Annotated in this window: 15 protein-coding genes; 8 read left to right on the top strand and 7 right to left on the bottom strand. The window is 47.7% G+C overall.

Annotated features, from left to right (window positions below):
- Nucleotides 1–4: 4 nt before the first annotated feature.
- Together V7723_RS13955 and V7723_RS13950 are read right to left on the bottom strand one after the other, a co-directional pair.
- Nucleotides 5–1,624, bottom strand: a complete 1,620-nt coding sequence (locus tag V7723_RS13955; RefSeq protein WP_335685101.1) for a hypothetical protein — start codon at nucleotides 1,622–1,624, stop codon at nucleotides 5–7.
- 55 nt (nucleotides 1,625–1,679) lie between these two features.
- Nucleotides 1,680–2,990 (bottom strand): MFS transporter, encoded by a 1,311-nt coding sequence (locus V7723_RS13950; protein ID WP_335685100.1) that lies wholly within the window; start codon nucleotides 2,988–2,990, stop codon nucleotides 1,680–1,682.
- 242 nt (nucleotides 2,991–3,232) lie between these two features.
- Here V7723_RS13950 and V7723_RS13945 point away from each other — a divergent pair, with 242 nt between their 5' ends.
- Nucleotides 3,233–3,931: a cyclic nucleotide-binding domain-containing protein gene (locus tag V7723_RS13945; RefSeq protein WP_335685099.1), complete on the top strand. Its 699-nt coding sequence runs from the start codon at nucleotides 3,233–3,235 to the stop codon at nucleotides 3,929–3,931.
- Between the two features lie 254 nt (nucleotides 3,932–4,185).
- Nucleotides 4,186–4,524, top strand: a complete 339-nt coding sequence (locus tag V7723_RS13940) for a hypothetical protein (protein ID WP_335685098.1) — start codon at nucleotides 4,186–4,188, stop codon at nucleotides 4,522–4,524.
- A 201-nt stretch (nucleotides 4,525–4,725) separates the two neighbouring features.
- Here the strand turns inward: V7723_RS13940 and V7723_RS13935 are convergent, their stop codons facing one another.
- Nucleotides 4,726–5,691, bottom strand: coding sequence for an AraC family transcriptional regulator (locus V7723_RS13935; protein ID WP_335685097.1), 966 nt, complete (start codon nucleotides 5,689–5,691; stop codon nucleotides 4,726–4,728).
- 153 nt (nucleotides 5,692–5,844) lie between these two features.
- On the opposite strand from V7723_RS13935, the gene V7723_RS13930 reads away from it, so the two are divergent.
- Both V7723_RS13930 and V7723_RS13925 read left to right on the top strand, forming a co-directional pair.
- Entirely contained in the window at nucleotides 5,845–6,375 is a 531-nt protein-coding gene (locus V7723_RS13930) for a DUF4142 domain-containing protein (RefSeq protein WP_335685096.1), read from the top strand.
- A gap of 2 nt (nucleotides 6,376–6,377) precedes the next feature.
- Complete coding sequence (locus tag V7723_RS13925; protein ID WP_335685095.1) at nucleotides 6,378–6,737, top strand: plastocyanin/azurin family copper-binding protein; 360 nt, start codon at nucleotides 6,378–6,380, stop codon at nucleotides 6,735–6,737.
- A gap of 493 nt (nucleotides 6,738–7,230) precedes the next feature.
- Here V7723_RS13925 and V7723_RS13920 read toward each other — a convergent pair whose 3' ends face one another.
- The gene (locus V7723_RS13920) at nucleotides 7,231–8,301 is read right to left on the bottom strand and encodes a lipid A deacylase LpxR family protein (RefSeq protein WP_335685094.1); all 1,071 of its coding nucleotides are present in this window, start codon (nucleotides 8,299–8,301) and stop codon (nucleotides 7,231–7,233) included.
- 267 nt (nucleotides 8,302–8,568) lie between these two features.
- Nucleotides 8,569–9,222: a cation transporter gene (locus V7723_RS13915; RefSeq protein WP_335685093.1), complete on the bottom strand. Its 654-nt coding sequence runs from the start codon at nucleotides 9,220–9,222 to the stop codon at nucleotides 8,569–8,571.
- 72 nt (nucleotides 9,223–9,294) lie between these two features.
- On the opposite strand from V7723_RS13915, the gene V7723_RS13910 reads away from it, so the two are divergent.
- Entirely contained in the window at nucleotides 9,295–9,702 is a 408-nt protein-coding gene (locus V7723_RS13910; RefSeq protein ID WP_335685092.1) for a MerR family transcriptional regulator, read from the top strand.
- Between the two features lie 156 nt (nucleotides 9,703–9,858).
- On the opposite strand, the gene V7723_RS13905 is transcribed toward V7723_RS13910, so the two are convergent.
- Nucleotides 9,859–11,409: a trimethylamine methyltransferase family protein gene (locus tag V7723_RS13905; RefSeq protein ID WP_335685091.1), complete on the bottom strand. Its 1,551-nt coding sequence runs from the start codon at nucleotides 11,407–11,409 to the stop codon at nucleotides 9,859–9,861.
- A 108-nt stretch (nucleotides 11,410–11,517) separates the two neighbouring features.
- Between V7723_RS13905 and V7723_RS13900 the strand changes: the two genes are divergently transcribed.
- The 3 genes from V7723_RS13900 to V7723_RS13895 all read left to right on the top strand — a co-directional run bounded on the left by V7723_RS13900 (nucleotide 11,518) and on the right by V7723_RS13895 (nucleotide 13,595).
- On the top strand, nucleotides 11,518–12,387 hold the full coding sequence (locus V7723_RS13900) for a LysR substrate-binding domain-containing protein (protein ID WP_335685090.1): 870 nt from the start codon (nucleotides 11,518–11,520) through the stop codon (nucleotides 12,385–12,387).
- Between the two features lie 91 nt (nucleotides 12,388–12,478).
- On the top strand, nucleotides 12,479–12,685 hold the full coding sequence (locus tag V7723_RS19825) for a DDE-type integrase/transposase/recombinase (protein WP_443024230.1): 207 nt from the start codon (nucleotides 12,479–12,481) through the stop codon (nucleotides 12,683–12,685).
- A gap of 241 nt (nucleotides 12,686–12,926) precedes the next feature.
- On the top strand, nucleotides 12,927–13,595 hold the full coding sequence (locus V7723_RS13895) for a helix-turn-helix domain-containing protein (RefSeq protein ID WP_335685089.1): 669 nt from the start codon (nucleotides 12,927–12,929) through the stop codon (nucleotides 13,593–13,595).
- A gap of 14 nt (nucleotides 13,596–13,609) precedes the next feature.
- On the opposite strand, the gene V7723_RS13890 is transcribed toward V7723_RS13895, so the two are convergent.
- A complete protein-coding gene (locus V7723_RS13890) occupies nucleotides 13,610–14,653 on the bottom strand; it encodes a heme-dependent oxidative N-demethylase family protein (RefSeq protein WP_335685088.1) in 1,044 nt (347 codons plus the stop codon).
- Between the last annotated feature and the right edge of the window lie 6 nt (nucleotides 14,654–14,659).

Here is a 14,659-nt window from a genome sequence, read left to right as displayed (position 1 = left end):
TGGATTATGGGTTTTTGACATAGGCGTTTTTACGTAAGTAAAACCACCAGTTAATCAGGATGCAAACCCCGTAGAAAATAGCGAAGCCATAGAGCGCGTACTCTGGAGTTGTCGCCTTGATTTGCTCGCCGAAAACTTTGGGAATGATGAAGGCACCGTAGGCTGCAATTGCAGACGTCCAACCGAGAACAGGGCCAGCCTGCTCCTTGTCAAAGACCATGGCAATGGTCCTGAAAGTCGAGCCATTTCCGATGCCCGTCGCTGCGAAAAGAATGATAAACAGGATCAAAAACGGAAAGAAGTATTCTTCCGGTGTCATTGATGCGTAGGCTTGCTTCATAAAATAGGCGACGCCTAATGCGGAGCACACCATGACGATGCTGATGATCTGTGTCACCATCGCACCGCCCATTTTATCAGCGAGTTTGCCTCCTATCGGGCGAATGAGCGCGCCAATAAAAGGCCCCATCCAAGCGTACATCAGCGCACTTGGTCCATTAGGATTAAGCGCATCATGGGTCATCACGCCGTCAACCATGCCGTGCTGGAAGCCAAATATAACTTTTATTGCCAAGGCCAAAGCCGCAGAAAACCCGATGAAGCTACCAAACGTCATTGTGTAGATAACCGTCATGGCCCAGGTATGCTTGTTGCCAAATATTTTGAATTGGCGTTTTAGATTTGTCTGCGTTTTACCAGGGATAAGTTTCAGCAAAGCCAAGGTAAGAATTATGACGATCGGCAGAACCAGCCATTTAGATAACATGAACCCGGAGCCACCGACACCTGTGGGCAACATCAACCAGAGCCCGAAGACCGAAGTGGCCAGTCCGATAAACAACATGCCGAGGATTTTTCCAAACCCGCTGAGTGCCGAATTGGCATCCGGAGAGACATGCTCGTCGCGGATATTGTTCATGCCAAACCAGGTAGCTATCGCAAGTGGAACAAGAAATAGCAGCCAAACATATCCGGCGTTCTGGATATAGGTTTCCGTTCCCGCCGGAATTTTTCCGATCAATGTACCAGAGGCATTTTGCAATATTCTGGACTCACCCCCAAAAAGGCCGAACGTCATGACCAAAGGCACCAAAATCTGCATGGTTGTGACACCAAAATTACCAAGCCCCGCATTCATACCCAACGCATAACCCTGAATTTTCTTTGGGTAAAAGAAACTGATATTGGACATGGAAGAGGCAAAGTTACCGCCCCCCAATCCACTCAATAGCGCCATGATCTGGAACTGCCAAAGCGTCGAATTCGGATCTTGCAGCAAAAAGCCTGTGCCAGCCGCGGGAACAATCAGCAAGGTTGTCGTAAAGAAGATGGTGTAACGCCCACCGGCAAGACGAATGAAAAACGAGCTGGGAATACGAAGAGTAGCGCCGGATAGTCCGGCAATTGCCGTTAGGGTAAATAGCTCGCTCTGGGCAAATGGGAAGCCCAAATTCATCATTTGAACGGTGATTATGCCCCAATATAGCCAGACAGCAAAACCACACAACAAGGCCGGAATAGATATCCAAAGGTTCCGAGTAGCGATAGATTTTCCTCTCGCCGCCCACTGGGCATCATCATCCGGATTCCACCCCCTTAAATCATGACCTTTTAAATCAGACATACTCTTCTCCTTATTACTTATCGGCGACGCATTGCCCAAGGGCTGTTCGCTGCGGTTAATCATGCAAGCTTTCAAGCTCAGGCAAGTTGCGGGGGCCTCGAAGCTCAGGCGTCCGTTTTTTCTCCAAGCTGAGGACGGTGAAATGCATCCAGGTCAATGCGATCGCGATGATGACCGTCAACAACATGAAACAACTGGTCCAAACCCCGATAACGTCATTCATAAAGCCAAATGCGATGGGTAAGCAGAAACCGCCTAATCCCCCGATTAGGCCGACAATGCCGCCGACGGACCCAACATGATTGGGATAGTATGTGGGTATATGCTTGTAGACCGCGGCTTTCCCAAGTGACATGAAGAAGCCGAGAACAATTGTTAAAGCGACAAAGAGCCATAGGGGGATTGTAATGTTGAAGTTGATCGGACCTTCAATGCCGGCGATGGTGTAATCGGTAGCTGGATACGATAAGAAGAATGTGCAGATAACGCTGGCGATAAATGTCCAGTACATGACTGTCCTGGCGCCCCACTTGTCTGATAACCAGCCACCAAGAGCCCGGAAAATTGAACCCGGCAAAGCATAAGCTGCCGCAAGCATGCCCGCAGTTTTTAACTCCAGGCCGTAGGCGCCGACATAGTATCGCGGAAGCCATAGCGCGAGAGCGACAAATGCTCCGAATACGAAAAAGTAGTAAAGTGAAAAGCGCCATACCTGCTGATTTTTAAGCGGCTCGAGCTGCTCGAGAAACGACGCATGTTTTACACCAGCTTGTTTTCGAGCGGCAACATCCGGGTCTTCTTTCGTAAAGACGAAAAACAAAACGGCAGCAATAACCATAATTACAGCATAAACTTGCGCGACACCTTGCCATTGGCCACCAAAGGCCAACATTAGAAACGGCGCGCCGAAGTTCGTCACAGCAGCGCCGACATTGCCCATTCCGAATATACCGAGCGCTGTTCCCTGCCGCTCCTTCGGATACCATTTGGCGACATAAGCAACACCAACCGCAAAACTACCGCCGGCCAACCCTACTCCTAAGGCGGCCACCAGAAACATCGTGTAGGAAGAAACAAGTGTTAACAGGAATACGGCAAACGCTGTTAGCAGCATTTGAACGGTGTAGATCAATCGGCCCCCATATTGATCTGTCCAGATACCAAGAAAAATCCGACTGACGGAACCGGTCAATATCGGTGTTGCCACCAGGATACCGAATTGAGTATCTGTTAGTCCTAGATCGGCCTTTATCTTGACACCTATGATCGAGAATATTGTCCAGACCGCGAAGCAAACCGTAAAAGTCAGGGTACTGGCAGTCAGTGCCCTTTTTTGGTCACTGGAATTTGTTATTGTCTGGTTCATCCTATCCCCTACGCCTCAAATAACTACCGACAGAAGTCTAATTTCTGGAATTATTGTCAGGAAAACTGATGGAGGGTGGTTGATCCAAATCAACGCAGGCTTGGTTTCTCGGTCAAACATGGCAACGGCCAAATTATTGCAACGGTGTTTCAGCTAAATATCAAGCTTGTCTCTTGCCGATTGTTGGGGATCACGGTAGGTTAGATGATATTATTCTTGATAATTATCAAGTGAGATCTGTGATGCGCTCTTCTGACTTGCCTGAAGTCAAATCAATCCACCTGTTTGAATCTATGGAAGACTCCAGGTTCGAAATACTGCTGAACGCGGCCTACCTACAGACATTCCCAGCTCAAGTCGATCTTATCCGCGAGGGTGATCCGGCTGACTTCCTTCATGTTGTTTTGGATGGCCGCGTGGAATTATTTGCGCAATCCAATGGGCGTGAGACAACGATGGCAATGGTACCGCCCGTTGGTACTTTTATATTGGCGGCTGTCTTGAAAGACGCTGCTTATTTGATGTCGGCACGGACAAGCCAGAAATCACGAATTCTGATGATCCCGTCTGAAAATATCCGAATTGCTTTTGAGGAAGATCCGAAATTTGCCCGCGCCATCATTGACGAACTGGCGAATTGTTATCGTGCGGTAATCAAGGCCCATAAAGATCTGAAATTAAGAACGACCGTCGAACGTCTTGCGAACCGGCTCATTCGATACAATTCGGAACAAGGAAACAATGGCTCATTGCGCCTTCCCTATGACAAGCGAACTTTTGCCTCCGCCTTGGGGATGACACCTGAGAATCTTTCCCGGGCCTTTAAGACCTTAAAGCCCTATGGCGTCAGAGTAGATGGCGCGACCATATATCTCGACGATCTTACAGCCCTTGAGGTGCTTGCAAAACCCAATCCGCTTATTGATGATCGGTCAGTTTGATTATCGGACACTGCCCAACGTTTCAGAAAGACAAAAGTTCAATTTTCAAGCTGATACCGTTTCAGGTCGTTGAGATAAGGAAGCCGTGGCCTTTCGCAAAAAGGCGTCAAAAGCAGTCAACGAAGTCCTTTATAAAGGAGCGGCAGTGAACGATGCCAAACTTTAATCCTTTTCTCGCGATTTTTTATTAGCAAGGTTTAGGTTTGACGTAACTATCTATTGATTTGGCGACACTATACTTGCCGTACCCTTAGATGAGATGGCGTGAACGTACTGAATCACCAATTGGGGAGTTTGCTGGTGCAAACAACGTATGGGGACAGATCACGGTCCTTCGCCATGCATCAATTGAGTGCCACTTCATGGTCGCGCTGAGGGCGTTCATGGACAAGTCCGCGGATGATCACATTTGTGTGCTCGGTGGGGCGGTTGCAAATGTGGCTAGCTGTGCCGCATTTTCCGCCGAATGGGAAGAAATACTTCCGCTTGGTCCGATCCGAAAGGATGGCAAACACCACTTCAAATTCTCCAGCATGGCCGGTCGGATTGATGGCATGCCTGCATTCTGGCATGTGGGAAAGACATCTGGATAAAGGTTTTGTGCGAATTAACAACGGTCAAGTTCCAAAGCGCTAAACCATCCCAAAAAATCACCGTAATTCATTCAATTGTTCACAATCACAACACCACCTCAATAGCCGTAATATCTTAACCTCAATCGTGAAACGGCGCTTTCAAGAATGGTGGCAGTTAGCTGTGTGATGCATAATCCTTATTTCTTTTTCGCCACACCGTCATTTTTCTCCAACAATGCCTGATAATGCCGTCCGGACTGTTCGCCGGTATGTCGCCGGGGCCGTTTGGAACTGCTTCTTGAAAACCCTACTAAACGCCGCTTCGGACTGATAGCCAACACTTTCGGCAATATTGATAATGGTGGTGTTGCTTTCTTCCAACTGTTGCCGGGCAATCTGCATCCGCCAGTGCGTCAGATACTCAAATGGCGTCATCATCAGGCAGGAGGAAAACTTAGTAACAAAGGACGTCCGCGACATTCCCGCAAGCGCGGATAATTCCTCCAGTGACCAGCCATGGTCCGGATCGGCATGAATGGCCTGGAGCGCTTTAGCGATATTAGGATCAGCAAAGCCAGACAGAACGGACATGGTCATGCCGTCCGAAGCAAGATAAGCGCGTAGAGCTTGCGCGAAAATAATTTCCGACATTTTAAGAGCGATCAGATCACTGCCGAGCTTGTCCCGCCCCGCCTCCAAACCAATAACCTTGAGGGTATTTTCCATCCAGATCCCCGAAGCCTCACCATAGTTCCTGATATGGATAAAGGGAGGCAGTGCAGTTATCAGCGGATGGCTCGCATTCCTATCAAAGGAAAAATGCCCGCACACCAGCTGAGTTTCCTGATTTGTCCCCTGCTCCCCATACACCAGCGCCCCATTACCATCATAGCCCGACATCTCGACGACCTGATCAAGCTTCAAAGCCTGATTTTCGGTGGTCGGGTCACAAAACAAGGTATGGGCCGCACCGCGGGTAATAATGATCAGATCGCCTTGTTCGATAAAAACCGCCTCCTCCACCCCGTCAATGCGGACGAAACAACGTCCTTTATGGGCGAAATGAAACCGCGCAACATTTTCAAAACTAGGCACCTGAACACCCCAGGGTGACGTAAAGGAAGTCCGAAAATACAAAGTCCCCTTCAATCGCAAATGCGCCAAAATATCGCTCAGCAAATCCATAACAAGCTCCCTTTCCGAACGAACTATACAGCATGTTACGTAGATCCGAAGTATTTTGAACTATTGATCAAGAAATTCGAACTGAAGATCATTCATAAGTCACATAATTTGTTGTTCAATGCGTTATCGGAAAATTTAATTTAGGAGAATATTATGAAACTAGCATCCCTTCTTGCCACCGCAGGCGCCGTTCTACTGCTATCCTTTAGTCCAGCGCAAGCCGACAATCCGGCCGAGCTTAATGACCTACAAATTGCCCATGTCGCCTATGTCGCTGACAATATCGATATTCGTTACGCCCATCTCGCGCTGGCATTGTCCGAAGATCCTGCGATCCGCGAATTTGCCAAAACCATGATCCGCGATCATACGGCGGTCAATGAACAAGCATTGGCACTGTTGGCGAAACTTAACGCCCAGCCTCAGGACAATTTCCTCAGCCAGGCTTTACAGAAAAATTCCATCGTGATTATCGACGAGATGAGCCAGCTCCGCGGCAAGGCATTCGATCAGCGCTATGCGGCCAATGAACTGGCCTATCACAAGGCGGTCAACGATCTGGTGGAAAACGCCTTTATTCCCAACATCGAAAATGGTGAGGTTAAGGTTTTGTTCGTCGCCGGTTTGGAAATCTTCAAAGTCCATGAAGGCCATGCTGCCATGATGGTCGAGAAGCTAAAATAGGCATGCGCATCACTCGGCGCGTTGTTTTTTCTAGGGCGGTGGCAGCGTTGGCAGCTGCCGTCCTGGGCCCCGCTGTCGTCCGTGCGACTGCGGCGAAACAACCTCAAAATACAGAACATTTGGTGGAAATATCTGAATTCGCATTCACCCCGACAGAATTGATGGTGCGCCCCGGTGACACAATCACCTGGCTAAACCAGGATATTGTGCCGCATACGGCAACGGCACTGGACAAGACCTGGGATACAGACACGATCGAACGTGGGATGAGCAAAAGCCTGGTCGTGACGGACGGGATGAATCAGTTATATTACTGCCGTTTCCATCCCAAAATGACAGCGAATATTACCATTTCCTCCTGAGCGGTGGGGAAATGGCGCTGTCTCATGGGCGGGGATGACCATATCAGGGCATCCTTAGTCCGCATGGCGGTCACGGCGGAAATAATTAAGGAATAGCTAGCTTCGCTGCCTGAATAACGTTACTGAAATTCGTCACGCCTACAGGAATTTAATGTGAAAAAGAATACCTCGTCGGGTCGGTTCAATGGCAACAACCAACCCAGTTGGACCAGCCCCGACAATGAAAGCTGGCTTGTTAGGAATTGTTTTGACGACCACCGCGGTTCACTCTCTTTAATAACTCTCAAATAATTTCTTCAGCACTACCATAGTATCCGGCGGCATTATAAACGTAAAATTGCGTGAACCGTACCGAAGCTGGAATTACGGTTCACTTATGAACAGCCTATTTCGCGACGCCCCCCAAAAGCATCCGTCTGGCAGTTATGATATATGTCCGATATCCACTTTGCGTTGCGCTAAGAATAGCGACAAATTAGGTAACAATCGTGTCCTAAAATTGGTACCCAAATGAAAGAGCCCCGAATAAAGAGGGATCGTCCTGCCCCTTAAACTCTTTTGTCCTATATACGAGAGTATAACTCACTCTGTATTTCCCATATGTCAATGCGACACCCGCATTGGTATCCATCACGAAATAATTTTTGTCTACACTATGTGAATCACTAAAAGTATTACCATCAAGAAAGATATTTCGTCCGATAACCCGACCATCGACACCAGCGAATACAAGCCAGCTCCAACTATTCTGTAGTCCTTCAAAAAAACCTGTTCCCGGCATCGCTGGTCTTACTCGTATGGGAGTATCCTCCCATACATCATCCCGCGGCCCCAAAGTTACGCTGAAACCCGTGTTAGCGAACGTATAAACATTGCCGAGGGTAATGCCGTAGTGTGGTGTTGTTGATAAAGACAAGCCGCCCCACGAGGCTTTTAGGAATTGCGGATATTGACGTTGCCAGCCCACCAAAACAGCGGGCTCATTATCAAGCTGGTTAGACCACCCTTTAGGATCTGGACTGTCTGGCGTTATGTATTTATGTACGAAGCTTTGCGTTTGTTTACCTAATGCCCATGGACCGACCACACCCAAAGAGACTTCCACTTCATCCAGGTGGTTATCGGTTATGGTGATCAAGCCCATGGAAACGTATAGATGTGCGGCCCAAGGTCGATCATCGGGATCTTGTGTAGATTGCGAAAGCTCACTAGGGGTGTAAAGGTTCTGACCGAGAGAATAAAAAACACTTGAACTCTCATTTATCTCGAAGGTCGGGATATAATCATCAATTTGATAAGCGAGCTTGGGCATTTCGGCGGTCGTGTCAAAATAGCTTAAACGAACGCCGCTTGTATAATTTTCATCTGTCCCTTTGCCACCGATAGAGTCGTTTTCAATGACAACCGTGAAAATTTTTGTCCCAGGCTCTGCAATTGCATCAGCGGCCTCCTCCGATCCGTTTGTATCTACCTCAACACCGAGATCAGGCAACAGTTCCTGAGACGCCACTTCCAGAGAAAATAGAGCCGTCAAACAAATAAACGTAGGGAAAATGGACTTCATTTGAGGGTTTTACCATTATAATGCCGCCAAAAATAAGGCCGCTTCTCCAACATTTCCGCTCCTACGCGAATGTTGAATAAAAGCAAACTTTATCGATCTTACTTTTATTCTGCATTATCATACTAACTCAATGCTCACTAATTTTAGTCGAATTGTAGGAATTAAGTAACTACTAAACCGGTAAAATACAACATACCAACTTGTAATCAACACCGAGATTTTGCGTCCAAAATGTTAATGTGACGACATCGGCCGTTCTATGACGTATCAGTTCATAGCAATCGTTATTTTCTTATTTTTATCTTGCCCTATTTCAATCCGGGATCGTCGGATGACAACCCAGGAACCCTGCAAGGCAAGGCACGCCATAATCGCACCAACAAAAACATCAGGCCAGCCAGATCCGGATCCGAAGACGCCTACTGCAGCCAGCAATACCGCTATATTGCTAATCACGTCGTTCCTTGTACACAACCAAACTGAGCGTCGATTACTGTCTCCGCCTCGATGGTTCCAAAGTAGTATGAAAACAGATGTGTTTGCGATCAATGCAAGAGTTCCAACTAATCCCATCGCTCTTGCATCAGGAAATGTTCCTAAAATTACGTGAAAAAATACTGAAGCAATAACCCAAAGGCCGAAAAGCCCCATTATTACGCCCTTGAAGAACGCCGCTCGGGCACGAATTTTTAAGGACATCGAGAGAACGAACAAGCTGACAGCATAGTTTCCCGCATCGCCAAGAAAATCCAATGCATCTGCTTGCAATGAAACAGAGCCAAAAGTTAGACCCATAGCAATCTCAATGAAAAACATTCCGCCATTTACGATCAAGGCGAACCAAAGAACCCGACCATAACGGAGGTCATCCTGAGCGGATTGGGGTTCATATTCACTTTCATCGCAACATTGTACGCCCATATTTTCCTCGCAAATTTTCAGTAAAGAGCATAACTTAATGTCTATACCTACTATAGGGTCAAGGACATTCATATGACGTTCAAAATTGGCGATCTATCAAAGATAGCAAGTACGAAGGTCGTGACTATTCGTTACTACGAAAAACTAGGGTTACTGTCAAAACCACTACGCACAAGTGGAAATTACCGGATCTACAGTGAAGAGCAAAAAGACAGATTGTGCTTTATTCGGCGCTGCCGCAACCTCGGCTTTTCGCTCGATCAAGTGAGGGAACTTCTAGATCTTTCCAGCCAGAAAAACCAAAAATGCATTGAGATTGACAAGATCGCTGGTGAGCATCTTTTAGCGATCGAGCAAAAGACCAGGGATCTAAATCGTCTCGCCCATGAATTGCGAAAGATAAACCTAAGTTGCCAGGGCGGCGGACGAATAGAGAACTGCAGGATCATAGAGGCTTTGTCCCCGGGCCAATCTATCTGAATGGCAAAAGCGGGTATTGTCACATTAACTCAATACTCGTTCAACTTGGTCTTATCAGGAAGATTGAGAAACTCCTAAGCCGTTGAATTACAACAACCCGTTTTTATTAGACATCGAGATTCAACGTTTAAAAGTTCGGGTTACAACACCGACTGCCTAGTACCAAGCATCAGGCATCGCGGCTTTGCGCGTTGCCACGAAATCAGTGAGGGCTTTGTAGATACCCTCTGCCATCGGCGGGGCCTTGTAATCATCCAGCATCCGCTTCCAACGCGCTGTTGCACGTTGGTCGGCAGTGTGGCTTCCGTTCTCGACCCATGTTTCATAGGGGCCTGCTTCGGGGATGTCGGGCTGAAAATTAGCCGTCGCAAAATGGCGCAGCGTGTGCTGGGTCGAAAGAAAGTTCTGACCGGGGCCCGTCTCATGATATGCATCGCGGCCAAAAGCTTCTTCATCCGTTTCAAATCCCTGCAACAGGGTCATCATCGCGCCGCAATGGTCGAGATCCATAATGAATTTTTCATATGACATGACCAGCCCACCTTCGAGCCAGCCTGCAGCGTGCCAAACTTGATGTGCACCCGACAACAAAGTCGCCCACATCGCGCCTGTGCTGTCCTGCATGGCCTGTCCATCAGGCGCGTTCGAGGCCGAGATTTGTCCGCCACCGGATCGAACGGGAACACCCAAACGGCGCCCGAGTTGCGAAAGCGCCATCGTGACCAGATTGGCCTCGGGCGAGCCAAAAGCCAGCGCGCCGGATTTAAGGTTCATTGTGGAATGAAAACTGCCAAAAACGACAGGGCACCCCGGCCGGACTAATTGAGCCAGTGCAATGCCGACCATGCCTTCGGCCAGGGTCTGTGCTGCAACGGCAGCTGGTGAAAGCGGACCCATGGCGCCTGCAAAAATAGAAGGCGAAACGCAGACGCACTGGTTGGCGGCGGCATAAACCCGAAGCGCGCCGGACATCGTATCATCAAAGATTAGCGGGGAATTGACATTGATATTGCCCTGCATGACAGCATGATCTTCCATGAACGCCGCGCCAAACACGAGGCGGGCCATGTCGATGCCGTCTTGCGCGCGCTCTAGCGATGTCACCCCGCCCATAAAGGGCTTACTCGACAGTGTGAGATGGGCCAGTACCATGTCCAGATGCCGCTTATTAACCGGTACATCCGTTGGCTCGCATACCGTTCCGCCGGAATGGTGCAGCCAAGGCGTGCTATAACTCAACTTCACGAAATTCTCGAAGTCCGTCAGCGTCGCGTATCTCCGGCCCTTTTCCAGATCGCTGACGAAAGGTGACCCATAGCCAGGCATCAAAACAACCTTGTCTCCCCCCAACAGCACCGTATTGGCCGGATCGCGGGCGTGGAGTTCAAATTTTGCAGGGGCAGTAGCGCAAAGTTGCCTTGCCAGCCCCGGCTCAAACGTAACTTTTTCTCCTACGACTGTTGCGCCAGCAGCAGCGAACAAGTCAAGCGCCGTTTTATCACTGCAAAATTCGACACCAATGTTTTGCAATATCCAGTCTGCTTGATCCTCAATAGCCTTTAACGCATTCTCATTCAACAATGTATATGCGGGAATCTTACGCGCACGTGGTGACTTGATGTCAGGCACAACGGATCGCCGAGCGGCACGCCCACGCCTGGCTGTCTTGCGCAAATCTGGTTGGCCGTTTGCGTCCAAAATTTTCAACTCGCTATCATTCCTACATACGCTTCAATCGATAATATAAAATACTTTTCAGTTACTTCAATCAAGTTTATTAATACCTTGCGTTCAAATTTTTTATACGGTTCTGCCATGCCAATTGCCTTCAAACATCATGACACGCTTCGGTTGTTCGTCGAAATCAGTCGGTATAGCAGCTTTTCCGAAGCTGCTGACGCGCTGCACATGACCAAAGGTGCCATCAGTTACCAGATCAAAACACTTGAAACGGATTTGGATCTCAAGCTGTTCGAACGAAATTCACGAGGTGTTGCTCTAACATTTGAGGGGCAACAGCTTTTGACCGCCAGTTATTCCCACTACCGAGATATTGAAGCTGAACTGACAGCTCTCAGGGGCCCCACAACGCAATTGCTTACCGTCGGTATGTCGAGTTACTTTGCCTCCCGATGGTTGTCGCCGCGATTGATGACCTTCATGCAAATCCACCCTGAGATCCAGCTGCGCATACAGCCAATGACTCAGTTGTTCGACCTGGACCGTCAAGGGGTGGATCTTGCTATTCGTTGGGGTAATGGTGTTTGGGACGACGTCGAGATAACTCCTTTTATGCCAATGCCTGCTTGGCCTGTTGGCAACCTCGATGCAGCGGAAAAGGTCCGTCAGATCGGGCCGGAACGCGCCTTTTCAGAATTTACGTTGCTGCGCGATCATGATGACAGCAATGCCTGGTCCGATTGGCTCGACGCCGCGGGCTTATCCCACCAGAACCGCAAGGACACTTTGATCATTCCTGATCCAAACGTCAGGGTGCAAGCCGTCATAGACGGCCAAGGCATTGCGTTAAACGACGATCTGGTCACGCGAGAACAGGAGAGCGGACAACTTGTCCGCCTCTCCGACATCGAACTTGTATCCTACGGCTATTTCTTAGCCAGACCACGAATTACAAGCCATCCTGAGAGCGTAAATGCCTTTATTCGTTGGGTACAACGGCAATGACCGTGTCGCCAAATTAACTTCACGGTGAGAAAATTAACGAAGGAGCGCGGCTTAGCATTGACACAAATCGTCACTGATAAACTGAAATTCTATAATTAGGCTTTTCGAACTCTCGGCTAACACCGAGCACGTCGACAACAAGCGATCGAATAATCGGACAGAAAACTCACATCTTCTGATAAAGCGAAGAGACCGAAAAATGCAAAAGTTCAAGTCATCAGGTTCTGCCCAAAGATTTCTCAATATTCGGTCAGCTGCTTACAATAATTTTTATCTACAACGTTATTTAATTTCATGAATATGCTTCAAGGAATGCCCGCAGAAGCGTTTGGCATGCGGGAAACTGCAAGTACCCCGGCTCGAGTAATGCAGCTGAGGTTTCTTCGCGCCTAACTTGAGTTAATCTGACAATGCCCTATTACTTGCATGGTCTTGGTTTAAAGTTGAGTATTGGTTGCAACGTTCGCGGTAGTTGATAGAATTCTTACTAAGAATCAAGCCAACAAAAAAAGTATTGTGTCGGGGGATAAAGCGACCTTATGAGCAAAGCCAAGTCAAAAACCAAAGAGGATATCGAAATCAAAGATCTGATCCTCAACCAAGATCCTCATAGAACTAAGGGGCAGAAAGAAAAGGTGCTCGAAGTTGCGATTGGACGCGAAATTCGCGCACATAGACGACAATACGGCATTACTGTCGCAGAACTTGCAAAGTCCGCCGGGTTATCAATTGGCATGCTCTCTAAAATCGAAAATGGCGTAACGTCTCCTTCCCTCACAACCTTGCAGACACTTTCTAATGCGTTAAGTGTCCCATTGACGTCATTTTTTCGGCGATTTGAAGAAAAAAGAGAAGCTGTTTTAGTAAAAGCCGGGGCTGCTTTGGAAACTGATCGAGCGGGAACACGTGCTGGCCACCAATATAATTTACTTGGCCATATTGGCTCTAACTCAAGCAATGTTATTGTCGAGCCGTATTTGATTACCCTTACGGAAGAATCTGACGTTTTCGCAACATTCCAGCATGATGGAATTGAATTGCTCTATATGCTCGAAGGAGAAGTTGAATATCGTCATGGTGATAATACCTTTTTACTTCAGCCTGGAGACAGTCTGTTTTTCGACGCAGACGCACCTCACGGTCCTGAAAATCTTGTTAAATTACCGGCGCGTTATCTTTCGATTATCTCATATCCGCAAACAAACTAAGTAAATATCTAAGTCTATTCGGGCCAAACGCCATCCGACGTCTGTGCGCCATCATCATACCTTGAAAGCCATTCAATTATCATCGGACGGTTATCGATAAAACCTTTGTAGGTAGCTAACTCTGCGGGTAAATCTCGTATAACCCGATGGAAACGACGCCCCCATTTTGGGACTGTTACCAATTCATCCATCTTTATCAGATAGCAACGAATGGGGAAAACCAACGCATTGGATCGCGGTAACCTGAAAAATGTTTGCAACTCAACGCGCAAATGCATTTTTTGGCCCATATTTTCCGTCGTTAATTCAGATTTTTGTATGCCCCATTTAGAATAATTTTCGGGGCTAGAATCAAGTAACGGATTGACAGTCATCGTCCAATTCAATCGACGTGCAGGGCTTCCCTGTTGGATACTCAATAAAAATTTGAGTGCGCGCACAAAAATACCCATTTCATGCGCCTTCGGAACCGGGGCATGCCATTCGAAGAAATTCATACCGAGGTCGAAATCTAAAGACCAATCAGCCTGGGTGGTGACCATTCCGGCATCCATCCACAAATTATCGTCTCTTTGATCTAGCAGGCAAAAATCACCCTGAGTTTGACGTGTGATATACTCCATTGGGCCTTGCGGTAAAGTGGTTTCATCACCGAAAACAAATTTCTCATCGATACCAAGCGGCTTGTTTATCCAATGCCACTTATCGCCATCGCAATGGAGCTCAAACAAATCAGGATAGTCATTTGCCTTTGCGGTCATAATCAATTCAAGCAAATCCCAACCGGCAAGTGTCATATGTGGAAGCGATTGGCATCTCAACGGATCTTCTGCCAGAACCATAGCGCGATCTTTCATTTCTGCGACATAGTGTTCGTCGACATCAAATGAAGTTTCATAGACGCTGCTAGATCTTTCCTTTGGCGTGTGTGCTTCCATATTTACAGCATACATATAACTGTCTTCATGGAATGGAAAAGGGAAGCGACGAATTTGCTCAGGTGAATTTGAAAAAGTATAATCGTTGCGGAAGGTTTCGTCTTTAAAGTTAATGCCCATAATATA

This window comes from Sneathiella sp., assembly GCF_036960985.1.
Lineage (GTDB): Bacteria > Pseudomonadota > Alphaproteobacteria > Sneathiellales > Sneathiellaceae > Sneathiella.
This window is presented reverse-complemented; position numbering and strand designations above follow the sequence as displayed.